Below are 17,012 nucleotides of genomic sequence, written 5' to 3'. Positions count from 1 at the left end.
AACATACAACGTTCACGCTTAACTTTCTTTGAAGGGTTTCAATAATTTTTGATTTTGGGAATAAATAGCCTTCGCCCCGGCAATTTTGTCAGGTTGAGTTGTGACTAAGAGACAGCCCCCTGGAGAGGGGGCTCGGTGTTCTCCTTCTCCCTTAGGGAGAAGGCAGGGATGAGGGTGGTTTTAAATTACACCGCTCTGAACGCGATATCCGCAGGGATCACTTCCCCACCCCAATATAGCTGGGCTGCAACGCTCCCAGCCAACTGGCGATATATCGCCGTAAACTCGCTTTCAGGGCGGCTAATCACCGTCGGTTTACCGGCATCGAGATCTTCACGCAGCGTAATGTGCAGCGGCATCTGACCCAGCAGTTTGGTGTGGTACTGATCCGCCAGTTTTTGCGCGCCGCCGGTGCCGAAAATCGGCTCGTGGTGCCCGCAATTGCTGCAAATGTGCATGCTCATGTTTTCAACGATACCCAATACTGGCACATCGACTTTCTCAAACATCACAATGCCTTTGCGGGCGTCAATCAGCGCAATATCCTGCGGCGTGGTCACCACAACAGCCCCGGTTACAGGGATATTTTGTGCCAGCGTGAGCTGGATATCACCCGTTCCCGGCGGCATATCCAACACCAGATAATCGAGATCTGGCCACATGGTTTCTTGCAGCATTTGCATCAGTGCTTTGCTGGCCATCGGGCCGCGCCACACCATCGCGTTTTCATCCGTCACCAGATAACCAATGGAGTTTGTTGCCAGGCCATGCGCCACGATTGGCGTCATGTGCGTGCCATCAGGCGACGTTGGGCGCTCGTGTTCCGCGCCCAGCATGGTTGGGATCGACGGGCCGTAAATATCCGCATCCAGAATCCCGACCTTTGCACCTTCGGCAATCAGCGCCAGCGCCAGGTTTACCGCCGTGCTGGATTTCCCCACACCGCCTTTGCCTGAACTCACCGCAATAATGTTTTTCACGCCGCTAATGCCGGGGTGATTTTTCACACGTTTTAGCGTGGCGATGTTGTGGCTCAGTTTCCAGTCCACCGCTTTCGCGCCGGTAATACGCAATAAATCTGAGCTGCACTGTTCTTGCAGTTCTTCAAACGCACTGCGCCAGACAAACGGCATAAGCAGTTCGACGTGCAACGTGTCATCCAGCATAGCCACGTGATGCAGCGCTTTAAGCGCGGTCAGATTATGTTTGAGGGTTGGGTGCTGAAAATTGGCCAGTGTCCCGGCGACCATAGCGCGTAGCTGCTCGGGGGAACGACTTGACGGGGATTGCGAATTCATCCCGGCTCCTTATGTTTTTATTGTCGGACATTGCAGTTTGTTAAGCATACCAGAAGCCACCAGGCACGATAAAATTTCCTTGTTCACCTTGTGTGGTTTACCGCAAGGCGGCTCTCAGTTAACATCTAAGGCCCTTTTCTCTTTAGAAGATGCAATTTCTACTATGGCTCATACCGCGAAAAAATTATTGGTAACGTGCGCACTTCCGTACGCTAACGGCTCAATCCACCTTGGTCACATGCTGGAGCACATCCAGGCTGACGTCTGGGTCCGTTACCAACGAATGCGCGGAAACATGGTCAACTTCATCTGCGCAGACGATGCACACGGTACTCCTATCATGCTGAAAGCACAGCAATTAGGGATTACCCCAGAACAGATGATTGCCGAAATGAGTCAGGAGCATCAGACTGATTTTGCTGGCTTTAACATCAGCTATGATAACTATCATTCCACGCACAGCGACGAAAACCGCGAGCTGGCGTCGCTGATTTATGGCCGTCTGAAAGAGAACGGTTTCATTAAAAACCGTACCATTTCTCAACTTTTCGACCCGGAAAAAGGCATGTTCCTGCCTGACCGTTTCGTAAAAGGCACCTGTCCGAAATGTAAAGCCCCGGACCAATACGGTGATAACTGCGAAGTGTGTGGCGCAACATATAGCCCAACCGAGCTGATTAACCCGCAATCCGTGGTTTCCGGCGCAACGCCAGTAATGCGTGATTCCGAGCACTTCTTCTTTGATTTGCCATCATTTAGCGAAATGCTGCAAGCATGGACTCGTTCTGGCGCGCTGCAAGAGCAAGTGGCGAACAAAATGCAGGAGTGGTTCGAGTCTGGCCTGCAACAGTGGGATATTTCCCGCGATGCGCCGTACTTCGGCTTCGAGATTCCTGATGCGCCGGGCAAATATTTCTACGTCTGGCTGGACGCGCCAATCGGTTATATGGGCTCCTTCAAAAACCTGTGCGACAAACGCGGCGATACCGAAAGCTTTGACGAATACTGGAAGCAAGATTCTACGACCGAGCTGTACCACTTCATCGGTAAAGACATCGTGTATTTCCACAGCCTGTTCTGGCCTGCGATGTTGGAAGGCAGCGGTTTCCGCAAGCCAACCAACCTGTTCGTTCACGGCTATGTGACGGTGAACGGCGCGAAGATGTCCAAATCTCGCGGCACGTTTATTAAAGCCAGCACCTGGTTGAACCATTTCGACGCCGACAGCCTGCGTTATTACTACACCGCGAAACTCTCTTCACGTATCGACGATATCGACCTGAATCTGGAAGATTTCGTGCAGCGCGTGAACAGCGATATTGTCAACAAAGTTGTCAACCTGGCATCCCGTAACGCAGGCTTTATTGCCAAGCGTTTTGACGGCCAGCTGTCTGCTGAAATCGCTGACCCGGCGTTGTACAAAACCTTTACCGACGCTGCGCAAACTATTGGCGAAGCGTGGGAAAGCCGCGAATTCGGTAAAGCAGTGCGTGAAATCATGGCGCTGGCAGACGTGGCGAACCGTTACGTAGATGAACAAGCTCCGTGGGTTGTGGCAAAACAGGAAGGCCGCGATGCTGACCTGCAAGCCATCTGCACCATGGGTATCAACCTGTTCCGCGTGCTGATGACCTGGCTGAAACCGGTTCTGCCTACGCTTGCGGAGCGCACTGAAGCCTTCCTGAACTGTGAATTAACCTGGGATAGCATCAATACCCCGCTGTTGAATCACAAAGTGAATAACTTCAAAGCGCTGTATAACCGCATTGAAATGAAACAGGTTGAATCGCTGGTTGAAGCATCGAAAGAAGAAGTGAAAGCCGCAGCCGCTCCGGTGACTGGCCCACTGGCCGATGACCCAATCGGCGAAACCATTGCCTTTGATGATTTTGCGAAAGTGGATCTGCGCGTGGCGCTGATTGAGAAAGCGGAATTTGTTGAAGGTTCTGACAAGCTGCTGCGCCTGACGCTGGATCTTGGCGGTGAGAAACGCAACGTGTTCTCCGGCATTCGTTCTGCTTACCCGGACCCGGCAGCACTTGAAGGCCGTTTGACCATTATGGTGGCAAACCTGGCACCGCGTAAAATGCGCTTCGGCATCTCAGAAGGGATGGTGATGGCGGCAGGTCCTGGCGGGAAAGATATCTTCCTGTTAAGCCCTGACAGCGGTGCGCAAGCCGGTATGGCGGTTAAGTAATACCGAACGCTACAAACAAAATACCCCGGCATGCCGGGGTATTTTTTTGCTTGTTGTGGGGAGATAAGTTGTAGGTTGGATAAGCGAAGCGTCATCCAACAGCTAAAGCTAGGCGTCCGTCCGATTACCCACGCTTTTATCTTTCAAAAACACAAACATCAAACCTAACCAAATCACACCGCCGAGCAAATTCAACAGGCTGAACAAACCATTGCCGCCAAACAGATAAGCATGTTTGCTCAACTCGATACCGACGGTGAAAATCAGCATCTGCAACATGCCCATTGCCGCCGAAACTGTGCCTTTGCTCATATCACTGGCAAACAGCGTCAGGCGCACCAGGCCTGCGTTGGCAAGACCAATACCGAAGGCGTAAATGCTCAACCCGGCAGTCATCCACAAATAAGCATGAGTTGAAGCCACGGTTGCGACAGCGGCCACCACCAGCCCCGGCACAATCCACCAGCCGCCCATGATAATCAGCGAACGCACGCTGCGGCGTGACGTTAAACGCGCCAGCACCAGGTTGCCGAGAATCAGTGCGCCGAAGATAGGCACCTGCAATAAACCATATTCGTACGTCGACAGCTTTTCACCGCTGATGATGATAATCGGTGACTGCGCAATCCACGCCAGCAACGGCAGGCTAACAAAACCAATCGCCAGCGCCCCGGCCACAAAGCGCCCGTTTTTCAGCACCAGCTTGTAGTCGTGCCCTAAATCACGCAGCGAGAGTTTTTCACCCAGACGCGTCGCGGTTTCCGGCATCGCGCGATGCAAACCATAGAATGAGAATGCGGCAAGGGCTGCAAATAGCACAAACATGGTTTCCCACGGCGCGTAGTGAATCCACGCGGCCCCAACCAAAGGGCCAAGCAGCGGAGCAATGAGTGCCACGTTCGCCATCAGCGCCGTGATTTTGATACACACCGCCTCCTCGAACGATTCCTGAATTGCCGCATAACCGACCGCGCCAATAAAGCACAAGCTGACCCCTTGCAGGAATCGCAGGAAAGTAAATTGCTCGATGTTTTGCGCCAGCAACGTCGCCAGACAAGTGACGATAAACCACACCACGCCGGTCAACATCACCGGGCGACGGCCAATACGATCCGAAAGCGGCCCTAACAGCCACTGTAAAAACATGCCGCCAGCCAGATACGCAGTCATGGAGGTCGGCACCCATTCGATTCCCGCGTTGTATTGTTCGACAACCGCCAGCATGCCGGGCTGGATCATGTCATTGCCGATATACGTAGAAAATTCATAGAGCACCAGGCACAGCGGGAATAGCAGTGCCTGGCGACCCAGTCGCTTATTATTTTGCATGAAAAACTCGAAGGAGAAGAAAAACGAACGAAGTGTAATAAATTGGCTTCGCGGTAGATAGTGAATTGTTATTTAACAAGCACAATCGTTCAGTCGTTTAAGGATTTCTTAAGAAGCTCAAAGTAGGCTGTCGTCCTATGGTCACGATGCAGGGGGTACGGCATCATCTTCATTTGACGGGTTAAGGAACTCATAACGTTATGATTGAACAATTGAATCAGTCTCTTTTTTTGCTGATGAATGCCACACCTGAATCGCCCGAATGGTTGATTAAATTTGCCATTTTTATTGCCAAAGATTTGATTAACATCGTGCCATTGTTGATTGCCATTCTGTGGTTGTGGGGGCAACGCCGCCAGATGACCGCGCAACGTGTCGTCGTGATTAAGACCGCGCTGGCCATTATCGTTAGCGTGTCGCTATCGTGGATTATCGGCCATGCTTTCCCGCACGACAGGCCGTTTGTCAGCGGGTTTGGCTATAACTTCCTGCATCACGCGCCAGATGATTCTTTCCCAAGCGACCACGGTACGGTGATTTTCACCTTCGCGCTGGCGTTTTTGTTCTGGCATCGGGTTTGGTCAGGCGTGGTACTTTTTGTTATCGCCTGTGCGATTGCCTGGTCACGCGTTTATCTTGGCGTGCACTGGCCGTTGGATATGCTCGGCGGTTTGCTGGTGGGCTTGTGTTCTTGCCTGTTGGCGCAAATGGTCTGGAACCTACTTGGCGAGTCGCTTTATGCGCGCTTGCATCAGGCCTATCGTTTCTGCTTTGCCCTGCCCATCCGCAAAGGTTGGGTGCGTGACTAACCCTTTGAGCAAAGGTAAGATGCGTTAACTCACGCTCTCACCCTATCCCTGTTGAGGGAACACAATAAGGTTTAGCTGCTCACCATGGAAACCCGACGCGACGAACGCATCAATCGCCTGATTCAGGCGCTTAAACGCAGCGACAAAATTCACCTTAAAGAGGCATCGGCTTTACTCGGTGTCTCTGAAATGACGATTCGACGGGACCTTAATAGCGAACCTGGGCCGGTGGTTTTGCTGGGGGGATATGTGGTTCTTGAACCCCGCAGCGTCACGGCTAACCACTATCTGTTAAGTGACCAGAAAACCCGTCGTATTGAAGAAAAACGCCATGCGGCGCGTATCGCTGCGGCATTAGTTCGCCCGCACCAGACGGTATTCTTTGATTGCGGCACCACCACGCCTTACATCATTGAAGCGCTGGACGATGAGCTGGAATTTACCGGAGTGTGTTACTCGTTAAACACATTTCTGGCGTTGCAGGATAAACCCGGCTGCCGGGTTATTTTGAGCGGCGGCGAATTTCACGCCAGCAATGCGATTTTCAAACCGATTAATTTCCAGGAATGTCTGAATAACTTCTGCCCGGATATCGCCTTTTTCTCGGCGGCGGGCGTTCATACACGTCACGGCGCGACCTGTTTTAATCTTGATGAGTTGCCAGTAAAACATTGGGCGTTAGCGATGGCGCAGCAGCGGGTATTGGTGGTGGACAGCAGCAAGTTCGGCAAAGTGCGTTCAGCCTGTATGGGGCCGCTTGCTAGTTTTGATTTGATCATCAGTGATGAAAAACCCGACGCGGCATTTGTTGAATTTGCCGCGTCGGAGAGTGTGACTTTGCAGTGGTAATTAACTAAACCATGTGCCGAACCAGGAATGGAACTTCATTAATACGAAGTCCCACATCCGGCTAAAGAAACCGCCCTCTTCTACTGCTTCCATCACCATCAGCGGGCGCTGTTCGATAGATTTGCCATTAAGCTGGAAGTCGATTGTGCCGACAACCTGGCCTTTTTTCAGCGGCGCGGTTAGCTGAGGTTCGGTCAGCGAGAAGCTCGCTTTCAGGTTCTTCAACTGGCCGCGAGGAATAGTGACCGAACCACCTTCGCCCGCTCCGAGATTCACTTCGCTCTTGTCACCAAACCACACGCGCTGGGTTACAAACGTGGCGTCCGGTTTAATTGGCGTCACGGTTTCGAAGAAGCGGAAGCCCCACGTCAGCAATTTTTCACTTTCGTTAAAACGAATACGGTCAGTTTTGGTTCCCAGAACCACGGAAATCAAACGCATGTCGCCGGAGGTGGCCGATGCAACCAGGTTGTAGCCTGCCCCGGTGGTCGTGCCGGTTTTCATACCGTCAACGTTAAGGTTGCTGCTCCACAACAAGCGGTTACGGTTCGGTTGCTTGATGTTGTTGAAGGTGAACTCTTTCTCTTTATGGATAGCGTACTCTTCAGGCACATCATGAATTAACGCTTTGCCCAGCAGCGCCATATCACGCGCGGTACTGAACTGCCCCGGTGCATCCAGGCCATGTACGGTTTTGAAGGTGGTGTTGGTGAGGTTCAGCTTTTGCGCATAGTTGTTCATCAGGCTGACGAACGAGTCCTGGCTGCCTGCAACGTAATCGGCAATCGCAATACTTGCATCGTTACCAGACTGAATGATCACGCCTTTGTTCAGATCTTCAACCGAGACTTTATCGCCCGGCTTGAGGAACATCAGCGACGAACCACGCAGCGCCGGGTTGCCCGTTGCCCACGCATCTTTGCCGATAGTGACCATATCGTTCAGCTTGATTTTATCCGCTTTAATAGCCTGCCCGACGACATAGCTGGTCATTAGTTTGGTCAGGCTCGCCGGATCAAGCTGCAAATCAGCATTCCCTTCGGCCAATACTTTGCCGCTGGCATAATCCATTAAGATCCAGGCTTTAGCATCAACTTGCGGTGCATCAGCAGTTTGTTCTGCACTAACCGCTGGCGCGGCTACCAACAGCAGGGTCGACCCTGCCAGTAATGCTCGAAGCGAAGCAGGGATTTGCAAAGTTTTCATAACACCACCCAGTATCCATTCTATAAAAGTCACGACACACGCCGTTACTCAATCGTTCAAGTTGCCAGTAAGCTAACTTGTGAAACCACATAATGAAACATAGTGTTGGTAAAGTTTTTTAAGTTTATTCGATAACTGCCTGACTTGCCGCCACGTTGATGAGTTTTTTACCTGCCGTTGAGTTTCGCTGCTGTTTTCTTCATCAGCGCACGGCATACTGGGATGAAAACCAACATAGAGGAAACAAAATGATTACTGTTTGGGGCAGAGACAATTCAACAAACGTGAAGAAAGTGTTGTGGTGCCTGGAAGAGTTAGGCGTGGCGTATCACTCGGTTCCTGCTGGCGGGAAGTTTGGTAAAACCCACGATGCCGAATATCTGGCCATGAACCCTAACGCGTTAGTGCCCTGTATTCATGATGACGCTACCGACCTGACGTTATGGGAGTCCAATACTATCGTGCGTTATCTGGCCGCGCAGTATGGCAAAGAGTCGTTGTGGATTGCAGATCCCGCGACGCGTGCGCGTGGCGAAAAATGGATGGACTGGGTAGGTACAACGTTGGCAGGCCCGCACCGTGGCGTATTTTTCAGCCTGGTGCGAATCGCGCCGGAAGATCGCAGTCAAAAACTTATCGACGAGAGTATCGAGCAATGTAACGCGCTGTTTGCCATCGTTGAAGCCGAACTGGCGCAGCAAAAATGGCTGGGCGGCGATGCGTTCAGCGTGGCGGATATCGCCCTTGCGCCGAGCGTTTACAACCTGCTCAATCTCGACGTGCAGTGGCATGATTTTCCGAACCTGCAACGCTGGTATCAACAACTGACCCAGCGCCCGGCATTTAAGAAAATCGTTATGATTCCACTGAGTTAGAAACTTTAGCTGGATGGGCTGATTTTCAGCAATTGCCCATCTGATTCGTCGGTCAGGACATACAGAAAACCGTCCGGGCCGACGCGCACATCACGGATCCGCTCGCCGTGGTCGTCCAGCAAACGCGTTTGTTCGGTCACTTTGTCGCCACTGAGCGTCAGCTCAATCAGGTTTTTCTCTTTTAGCGCGCCAATAAACAGCTTCCCTTTCCACTGCGGGAATTTATCGGCGTTATAGAACGCCATGCCGCTCACCGCAGGGGACACCTTCCAGTAATAAATGGGTTGTTCAGTGCCCGCCACAATTTCGCCTTTCGCTTCCGGGATCGGCAGCCCGCTATAATTAATGCCCCAGGTCGCCAGCGGCCAGCCGTAGTTTTTACCTGCCTTTGCTACGTTGATTTCATCGCCACCACGCGGGCCGTGTTCGTTGAGCCACAGCTCGCCATTGGCCGGATTCAATGCCATGCCCTGCGGGTTACGGTGCCCATAAGACCAAATTTCACTGCGCGCGCCCTGCTTGCCGACAAACGGATTATCCTGCGGCACTTCGCCGTCTTGCGTCAGGCGCACCAGTTTGCCCTGAAGTTTATCCATGTCCTGGGCAGTCGAACGCTGGTTGTTTTCACCCAGAGCGATAAACAAATAACCCTTGCCGTCAAACACCATGCGTCCGCCAAAATGATTGCCGGTCGAGAGTTTCGGCGTCTGGCGGAACACCACTTTGAAGTTTTCCAGGCGTTCCATATTGCGGCTTAAAGTGCCGTAACCGACAGCGGTTCCGGCTTTATCATCGCTATTGCCTTCGGCAAAACTGAGCCAGACGCGGCGACTTTTTTCAAAATCCGGTGCCAGCACCACGTCCAGTAAACCTCCCTGCCCATGCGCCCAGACTTTTGGCACACCGACAATCGGATCGCTTAAGCCCTCCCCCGGTTGCCAGCGGCGTAATTGCCCGTCACGCAATGTAATCAGCATGCCCTGATTTTCAGGTAAAAAAGCCAGTGACCAGGGGTGATCAAGTTTGCTTTGCAGCACTTCAACTTTCACCCCGGCGGCATAAGTCATGCTGGCTGAAAGTAAGAGTGAAGCGGCGATGAGTGTGCGAAACGGCAGCCGTGGCATGGACATCTCCTTATCGGTTTATCCGATAAGGTTAGTCTTCCAGGTCAGGAGGGCGCGGAATTTTACAAAAACTTAAACAGGGGGAGTCAACTCCCCCTGATTGTCACGTTTCTACCGCCAGTTGGTGGCCCATAATCTCTTTCAGGCTGTCGGACAAATCAGACAGGCAACTTTCCAGTTTTCCAGCATCGATGGCAATGTATTGCGGGCAATCGTGACGCCCGGTCATCAGGCAAACTGCGGCAGAACACACCGCGCTCATTCCTTGATTCAGGCTGGCTATTTCTTGCAACGCAAGATGAGATTTGAGGCGTAAAGACTTCTCGCGATATTCATTCGACAAATCGAACAAGTTATCGCGCAGATGCTCAGTTTCAGCGACAGACATATACCCTTTCGCTTTTCTCATGCGCAGATAAGCGGCAATGTCTATTTTTGCGATGATCATCTTTTTCAAGAGATCGCGTTTGAGTGGCTCCCCAGTCATACATTTATCCTCCGTGTGGTTCAAATCAATAACACACACTTATAGTATGGATAAACTTTAAGCGGACCTGTTTTTTTTGCCGAGTTTTTTGATCCATGGCAATAAGCTTTACAAAGCTAACAATCGCAGCGAAACAAGGGATTACGCAGCGGTAGGAGCCCGACAAGTGGCCGCCTGCTGCTTCTCTTCAAGCATTTGCCGTAACACACTGTGCCCAAGGTTATTTTGCCAGGTGAAGCTGTTTTGCAAGACCACCACAGCGAAGTGATTCACGCGGTCAATACCAATATAGCTGGAGTAGCCGCCGATATATCCCACCTGATAAGTGATCGCTTGCTCGCCATAAGTGTCCGTGACCCAGGCGATATTGGCGGCTTCTTTGTCACGCCGCTCGTTGTTATGCGGATAGTAGATTTGCATCGTATCGTTAATCGCTTTATCCAGCGTTTGATCGCCCGTGCTATCCAGATGGGCTGCGGCAAACGTCAGCAAATCGGCGGTGTCGGTGTACAAACCGCCTGCGCCCAGCATATTGCCGTGGAATTGCCAGTCCGGCACCACTTGTCCACGCGGAACAAACTTTGGCTGGCTACCCGCGTGACCAATCGCCCGCTGGGGGTAACTTCTTAATTTCTGAGGAGTAAAGCTGCTGTTACGCAGATTCAGTGGGTCAAAGATCAGCGACTGAACCAGTTGGTCGGCGCGCTGCCCAGTTTGATAACGCAGAACATAATCCAGCACCGCGTAGCCAAGGTTGGAATAACGTGGCTCGTCATTGTGCGGTTTTGAGAAATCAGCCAGGTCATTCACCACATCGTCGCTATCAAGATGGGCATAGAAATTCTCACCGTTACCCAGATAGCGAATAAACGCGGTCAGCATCGGCAAGTCCATATTTTGCCGTGGCAAACCAGAAGTGTGCGTCACCAATTGCAGCAGGGTGATTTTTTTCGCGTCATCGCTTAACGGCACCGATGGCGGCAGCAACGTTTCAAGAGTATCTGACCAATGCAGGCGCCCCTGCGCCACCAGCACCGCCGTTGCTTCGGCGGTCATGCCTTTACTGAGCGAGCCAACCGCAAACAGCGTGTGCTCATCGACCGGATACTGATGTTCGCTATCGGTGACACCAAAATGCCAGTAATGGCGTTGGCCATTGGCTTCAATCACCCCCACCACCATCGCGGGCGATTGCTGTTCAACCATGGTGGGAAGCCACTGGTTGATATCACGCGCTTGTGAAGCGCCACAAACACGCTGCGCCTTTTGCGGCGCTTCGGCCTCCGGGGCGACGTTAGACAGCGTTCCACACCCTACCAGCGTAAAACCGAGCAGCAGCGTACTCAGGCCCGCCAGGCGACAGTGTGGCTGCATCATTAATTCGCCGCAACACAAGGTTTGGCATCAAGGCCAATCAGCATCGTTCGGTTTTCACCGACTTTCTTCAGGCCGAAGTTACTGCTGTGGTAACGATAAAACGCCTGCCCACCGGACATATTTTGATAGGAATAACGGTCGCCGTTATACCAGGCGTAGTCGCCATCTATTGCCAGTTTTTCGCCGCCACAGACAAACTTTTGCGCGGTTGCAGGAGGCGTGTTGAGTGGGGTTGGAATCACGTTACAAGCCGACAGCAACAAGGCACCCGTCAGCATCCCGGAAAGGGCTAAAATCTTACGCATATTGCGGTTCTCTCTTTGAGCGGGAGGTTTCAATATAAACTTCAAGCAAACGAAGCGGGGAGATAATAGAGCCAGCTTACCCGCTAAGCAAAAATAAGCCTTATCCAATCGTCTGAAATTGTTTGCGCGGCAGTTTAAAAACAACCAGTAGAGCCTTGCCCAAAACCCGTGTAGAATCGCCCGGCTTTTATTTTCTGTTTACTTTGTGAGCGTAACCCGTATGCAACAACCCCGTATTGGCTTTGTATCCCTCGGCTGCCCAAAAAACCTCGTTGATTCTGAACGGATTCTGACTGAGCTGCGCACCGAAGGTTACGATGTAGTGCCTAGCTATGATGATGCCGATATGGTTATCGTTAACACCTGTGGCTTTATCGACAGTGCCGTACAAGAGTCGCTCGAAGCGATCGGCGAAGCGCTGAACGAAAATGGCAAAGTGATTGTGACCGGCTGTTTAGGGGCCAAAGAAGATCAAATCCGCGAAGTGCACCCTAAAGTTCTGGAAATCACCGGCCCGCATAGCTACGAGCAAGTTTTGCAGCACGTTCACCACTATGTGCCGAAACCAAAACATAACCCGTTCCTGAGCCTGGTACCGGAACAAGGCGTGAAACTGACCCCGCGTCACTACGCGTACCTGAAAATTTCCGAAGGCTGCAACCACCGTTGCACCTTCTGCATCATCCCTTCCATGCGTGGCGATCTCGACAGCCGTCCTATTGGCGATGTGCTGTCCGAAGCGAAGCGTCTGGTAGATGCAGGCGTGAAAGAGTTGCTGGTTATCTCTCAGGATACTTCAGCTTATGGCGTGGACGTTAAGCACCGCACCGGTTTCTACAATGGTGAGCCGGTGAAAACCAGCATGGTTAGCCTGTGTGAACAACTGGCTAAACTCGGCGTCTGGACACGTCTGCACTACGTTTACCCGTATCCGCACGTTGATGATGTGATTCCATTGATGGCGGAAGGCAAGATCCTGCCGTATCTGGATATCCCACTGCAGCACGCCAGCCCACGAATTCTGAAGTTGATGAAGCGCCCAGGCAGCGTTGATCGCCAGTTGCAGCGTATTAAGCAATGGCGTGAGATCTGCCCGGATCTGACGCTGCGTTCCACCTTTATTGTTGGCTTCCCAGGCGAAACCGAAGAAGACTTCCAGATGCTGCTCGACTTCCTGAAAGAAGCACGTCTGGATCGCGTCGGTTGCTTCAAGTTCAGCCCGGTTGAAGGTGCGACGGCCAACGAACTGGCCGATCCTGTGCCAGAAGAAGTAAAAGAAGAGCGCTGGAACCGCTTCATGCAGCTGCAACAGCAGATTTCTGCTGAACGTCTGCAAGAAAAAGTGGGCCGCGAAATTCTGGTTATCGTTGATGAAGTTGACGAAGAAGGCGCGATTGGCCGCAGCATGGCTGACGCTCCAGAAATCGACGGCGCGGTTTACCTGAACGGCGACACCAAACTGAAACCAGGTGATGTGGTGCGCGTGAAAGTTGAAAACGCGGACGAATATGACTTGTGGGGTTCAGTGGTTTAAGTTCTGAATGTCGGATGACGCTTACGCTTATCCGACCTACGAAATAGAGTTGTAAGGCGGATAAGCGTAAGCGTCATCCGCCTTTTTTCTTTGAAATCACCCTTTTATCTTCGGGTCCAACGCATCCCGCAATCCATCCCCCAGCAAATTAAACGCCAGCACCGTCAGGAAGATTGCCAGGCTCGGAAAGAGCGCGACGTGAGGTGCTATCACCATATCGGCCCGCGCTTCGTTGAGCATCGCGCCCCACTCCGGCGTCGGCGGCTGTGCGCCTAAGCCCAAAAACGACAAACTCGCCGCCGAAATAATCGACGTCCCGATACGCATCGTGAAATAGACCACAATCGACGAAACCGTACCCGGCAGAATATGGCGGAAAATAATCGTCGCATCCGATGCGCCGATACTGCGTGCAGATTCGATGAACGTCTGATGTTTCAGCACCAGCGTGTTGCCGCGCACCAGGCGGGCAAAGGCCGGAATGCTGAAAATGGCGACGGCGATAATCACGTTCGACATGCCGCTGCCCATTACCGCAACCACGGCTATCGCCAGCAAAATCCCAGGGAAGGCGAACAGCACGTCGCAAATGCGCATAATCACCCGGTCCCACCAACCTTCGTAATATCCCGCCAGCAGCCCGAAGAACGTGCCGATCAGCGCCCCGATTAAGACCGAAAATACCCCCGCCGCCAGCGAGATTTGTGCTCCGACCAAAACCCGACTGAAAATATCGCGCCCGAGAGAATCCACGCCAAACCAGTGCAGCATCGACGGGCCATCGTTTAGCCGGTCATAATCGAAATAGTTTTCCGCATCGAACGGCGAAATCCACGGGGCAACAAGCGCCACCACAATCAGAAACAGCACGAATAACCCGGCAAGCATCGCCACCGGCTGTTTGCGTAAGCGGCGTAGAAATTCGTGCCACGGCGTGCGCACCTGGTTTGGCCGAACAATCGGCATCGCGTTCAGTACCGCCTGGCGTCGCCAGTTAAAGAGTCGCATCCTTACTTGTACCTGATGGCCGGGTTAATGGCGGCGTACAGCAAATCCACCACTAAGTTGATAACAATAAATTCCAGCGAAAACAGCAACACTTCCGCCTGAATCACCGGGTAGTCGCGCATTTCGACTGAATCCACCAGCAAGCGCCCAAGGCCTGGCCAGTTAAAGACTTTTTCGACAACAATCGAACCGCCGAGCAGGAAACCGAACTGCAATCCCATCATGGTGACGACCGGGATCATCGCGTTGCGCAGACCGTGTTTAATCACAATCAGCGTTTCGCTCACCCCTTTGGCGCGTGCGGTGCGCATGTAATCTTCTTGCAGCACATCCACGAACGAAGCACGCGTAAAACGCGCCATCACCGCAGCGACCGCCGCCCCCAGCGTGACAGACGGCAAAATGTAGTGCTGCCAGCTATCGGCACCGACCGTCGGCAGCCAGCCCAGTTCGACGGAAAAAACCTGCATCAGCAGCATGCCGAGTGCAAACGCGGGAAATGAAATACCGGAAACCGCGATCGTCATGCTGAGTCTGTCCGGCCAGCGGTTACGCCACACGGCAGCAATAATGCCGGTGAACAGACCAAAAATAACCGCCCAAATCATGCTGGTGATAGTGAGCCAGAAAGTCGGCATAAAGCGGCTGGCGATCTCTTCGGAAACCGGGCGGCGTGAGACCATCGAGGTGCCGAAATCCCCCTGCACAATGTTGCCGATGTAGTGCAAGAATTGCCGCCACAGCGGTAAATCCAGCCCCAACTGTTTGCGCACCATTTCAATCACGGTGGCATCCGCTTCCGGCCCGGCGATTAAACGCGCCGGGTCGCCTGGGAGCATATGGACGAACAGAAACACCAGCACCGCGACGATAAGCAGTGTCGGGATCAGGCCCAGCAGGCGTTTGAGGAAATAGTTAAACATTGGCCTGTCTCATTGTTTTATCGCCCTCACCCCGGCCCTCTCCCCCTGGGAGAGGGGGAAAACCGGATTGTTCCCTCTCCTGGGGGAGAGAGTTAGGGTGAGGGCGTAAACGCACATCAAAAATCATCACTCTTTCAAATCCGCATCATCAAAACTAAACCCGGTATCTGGCATCACATAAAAACCGGTGAGGGTTTTGCTGTGTGCGGAAACCAGTTTTTCGACCACCAGCGGCACCCACGGATTCTCTTTCCAGATGGTGTCCTGCGCGTCTTTATACAGTTTCGCTTTCTCATCACGATTGGTGGTTTTCAGCGCCTCGCTCAGGTCTTTATCCACCTGCGGATTGCTGTAGAACGCGGTGTTAAACAGCGTTGGCGGCCAGTTAGATGAGGCAAACAACGGCGACAGCGCCCAGTCCGCTTCACCTGTCGAGGCCGACCAACCGGTGTAGAACATTCTCACGCCGCTCTCTTTCTGGCCTTTAGCTTCCACTTCCGCGGCACGCTGCCCGGCATCCATCGCCGTGACTTTCACTTTAATGCCAACCTGCGCCAGTTGCTGCTGAGTGAACTGCAATACTTTCTGCGCGGTGCTGTGGTTGTGGGATGACCACAACGTGGTTTCGAAACCATTTGGATAGCCCGCTTCTTTCAGTAGTTCGCGCGCTTTTGCCGGGTCATACGGCCACGGTTTGTAAATTTGTGCGAAGTCGATAGACGGCGGTACTACGCCTTCGGCTGGCGTTGCATAACCGGCAAACGCCACTTTCACCAGCGCCTGGCGGTTAATCGCATAGTTGATGGCTTCACGCACTTTCGGGTTATCAAACGGCTTTTGTGTCACGTTCATGCTGAGATAACGCTGCATGATGGAAGGCGAAGCCACCAGCTCCAGTTTGTCATTTTTCTCAAGCACGCCAGCCTGCTCGTAAGGGATTGGGAAGGCAAACTGCGCTTCGCCGGTCTGGAGCATGGCCGCTCGGGTGTTGTTATCAACAACCGGACGCCAGGTGATGGTGTCGAGCTTAGGCAGGCCCTGCTTCCAGTAACCGTCGAATTTCTTCACCTTCACAAAATCGGTCTGGTTCCAGGTATCAAGCTGATACGGGCCAGTGCCGACCGGATGGAAACCAATCTCTTTGCCGTATTTTTTCAGCGCGGCCGGGGAAATCATCGCCGTTGCCGGGTGGGCGAGAATATTAATAAACGCCGAGAACGGCTGTTTAAGGGTAATTTTTACCGTGTTAGCGTCAACCGCTTCGGTTTTGGCAATGGCTTTATACAGGTTGTAGCGTTTGAGATGGTTTTCAGGATTGCTGGCGCGATCGAGGTTAATCTTCACCGCTTCGGCGTTGAAATCAGTCCCATCCTGGAATTTAACGCCAGGGTGTAATTTGATGGTGTAAACCAGTCCGTCGTCAGAAACGGTGTAACTTTCGGCCAACACGTTTTGCAGTTTCATCTCTTTATCAAGGCCAAATAGCCCCTGATAAAACGACTTCGCTACCGCCTGCGACAGCGTGTCGTTGGCATCATACGGGTCGAGTGTGGTGAAGTTGGACGCAACAGCAACAACAACATCTTTCGCCGCGAATGCCGGTGCGACAATCACACTGGTCGCAAGCCCTGCGGCCAACAGCCACTTTTTATTCTCAAACATGGTCATTGTGTTCTCCTGATTATCCTTGC

Annotated in this window: 15 protein-coding genes; 5 read left to right on the top strand and 10 right to left on the bottom strand. The window is 52.6% G+C overall.

Annotated elements, in window-relative coordinates; all coding sequences use genetic code 11:
* Nucleotides 1–185: 185 nt before the first annotated feature.
* Nucleotides 186–1,298, bottom strand: a complete 1,113-nt coding sequence (gene apbC, locus M2371_RS01960) for an iron-sulfur cluster carrier protein ApbC (RefSeq protein ID WP_034496916.1) — start codon at nucleotides 1,296–1,298, stop codon at nucleotides 186–188.
* 163 nt (nucleotides 1,299–1,461) lie between these two features.
* Here apbC and metG point away from each other — a divergent pair, with 163 nt between their 5' ends.
* On the top strand, nucleotides 1,462–3,495 hold the full coding sequence (metG, locus tag M2371_RS01955; RefSeq protein WP_034496917.1) for a methionine--tRNA ligase: 2,034 nt from the start codon (nucleotides 1,462–1,464) through the stop codon (nucleotides 3,493–3,495).
* A 108-nt stretch (nucleotides 3,496–3,603) separates the two neighbouring features.
* On the opposite strand, the gene M2371_RS01950 is transcribed toward metG, so the two are convergent.
* Nucleotides 3,604–4,824: an MFS transporter gene (locus M2371_RS01950; protein WP_172893641.1), complete on the bottom strand. Its 1,221-nt coding sequence runs from the start codon at nucleotides 4,822–4,824 to the stop codon at nucleotides 3,604–3,606.
* A 200-nt stretch (nucleotides 4,825–5,024) separates the two neighbouring features.
* Here M2371_RS01950 and ybjG point away from each other — a divergent pair, with 200 nt between their 5' ends.
* Both ybjG and deoR read left to right on the top strand, forming a co-directional pair.
* A complete protein-coding gene (gene ybjG / locus M2371_RS01945; RefSeq protein WP_172893640.1) occupies nucleotides 5,025–5,633 on the top strand; it encodes an undecaprenyl-diphosphate phosphatase in 609 nt (202 codons plus the stop codon).
* Nucleotides 5,634–5,717: 84 nt separating this feature from the next.
* Nucleotides 5,718–6,482 carry a DNA-binding transcriptional repressor DeoR gene (gene deoR, locus M2371_RS01940; protein ID WP_172893639.1) on the top strand — a complete coding sequence of 255 codons (765 nt, stop codon included), beginning with the start codon at nucleotides 5,718–5,720 and terminating at the stop codon, nucleotides 6,480–6,482.
* On the opposite strand, the gene dacC is transcribed toward deoR, so the two are convergent.
* Nucleotides 6,483–7,688, bottom strand: coding sequence for a serine-type D-Ala-D-Ala carboxypeptidase (gene dacC / locus M2371_RS01935; protein ID WP_259266739.1), 1,206 nt, complete (start codon nucleotides 7,686–7,688; stop codon nucleotides 6,483–6,485). It abuts the gene before it with no gap.
* Nucleotides 7,689–7,936: 248 nt separating this feature from the next.
* Between dacC and M2371_RS01930 the strand changes: the two genes are divergently transcribed.
* Nucleotides 7,937–8,563: a glutathione S-transferase family protein gene (locus tag M2371_RS01930; RefSeq protein WP_259266738.1), complete on the top strand. Its 627-nt coding sequence runs from the start codon at nucleotides 7,937–7,939 to the stop codon at nucleotides 8,561–8,563.
* A 5-nt stretch (nucleotides 8,564–8,568) separates the two neighbouring features.
* Here M2371_RS01930 and M2371_RS01925 read toward each other — a convergent pair whose 3' ends face one another.
* The 4 genes from M2371_RS01925 to M2371_RS01910 all read right to left on the bottom strand — a co-directional run bounded on the left by M2371_RS01925 (nucleotide 8,569) and on the right by M2371_RS01910 (nucleotide 11,856).
* Entirely contained in the window at nucleotides 8,569–9,687 is a 1,119-nt protein-coding gene (locus M2371_RS01925; protein ID WP_310473309.1) for a PQQ-dependent sugar dehydrogenase, read from the bottom strand.
* Between the two features lie 103 nt (nucleotides 9,688–9,790).
* On the bottom strand, nucleotides 9,791–10,174 hold the full coding sequence (locus M2371_RS01920; protein ID WP_034496936.1) for a biofilm formation regulator BssR: 384 nt from the start codon (nucleotides 10,172–10,174) through the stop codon (nucleotides 9,791–9,793).
* 141 nt (nucleotides 10,175–10,315) lie between these two features.
* Nucleotides 10,316–11,551 (bottom strand): serine hydrolase domain-containing protein, encoded by a 1,236-nt coding sequence (locus tag M2371_RS01915; protein ID WP_310473308.1) that lies wholly within the window; start codon nucleotides 11,549–11,551, stop codon nucleotides 10,316–10,318.
* Entirely contained in the window at nucleotides 11,551–11,856 is a 306-nt protein-coding gene (locus M2371_RS01910; RefSeq protein WP_034496942.1) for a hypothetical protein, read from the bottom strand. The genes M2371_RS01915 and M2371_RS01910 overlap by 1 nt, the downstream gene beginning before the upstream one ends.
* 220 nt (nucleotides 11,857–12,076) lie before the next feature.
* Here M2371_RS01910 and rimO point away from each other — a divergent pair, with 220 nt between their 5' ends.
* The gene (rimO, locus tag M2371_RS01905) at nucleotides 12,077–13,390 is read left to right on the top strand and encodes a 30S ribosomal protein S12 methylthiotransferase RimO (protein ID WP_259266737.1); all 1,314 of its coding nucleotides are present in this window, start codon (nucleotides 12,077–12,079) and stop codon (nucleotides 13,388–13,390) included.
* 96 nt (nucleotides 13,391–13,486) lie between these two features.
* Here the strand turns inward: rimO and gsiD are convergent, their stop codons facing one another.
* The 3 genes from gsiD to gsiB all read right to left on the bottom strand — a co-directional run bounded on the left by gsiD (nucleotide 13,487) and on the right by gsiB (nucleotide 16,989).
* Nucleotides 13,487–14,398, bottom strand: a complete 912-nt coding sequence (gsiD, locus tag M2371_RS01900; protein ID WP_034496948.1) for a glutathione ABC transporter permease GsiD — start codon at nucleotides 14,396–14,398, stop codon at nucleotides 13,487–13,489.
* 2 nt (nucleotides 14,399–14,400) lie between these two features.
* Complete coding sequence (gene gsiC, locus M2371_RS01895) at nucleotides 14,401–15,321, bottom strand: glutathione ABC transporter permease GsiC (RefSeq protein WP_259266736.1); 921 nt, start codon at nucleotides 15,319–15,321, stop codon at nucleotides 14,401–14,403.
* 126 nt (nucleotides 15,322–15,447) lie between these two features.
* Nucleotides 15,448–16,989, bottom strand: coding sequence for a glutathione ABC transporter substrate-binding protein GsiB (gsiB, locus tag M2371_RS01890; protein WP_259266735.1), 1,542 nt, complete (start codon nucleotides 16,987–16,989; stop codon nucleotides 15,448–15,450).
* Nucleotides 16,990–17,012: the final 23 nt, after the last annotated feature.

This window comes from Buttiauxella sp. BIGb0471, assembly GCF_024807715.1.
Lineage (GTDB): Bacteria > Pseudomonadota > Gammaproteobacteria > Enterobacterales > Enterobacteriaceae > Buttiauxella > Buttiauxella agrestis.
The sequence above is the reverse complement of the archived record's forward strand: the minus strand, read 5'-3'. Positions and strand labels throughout refer to the sequence as shown.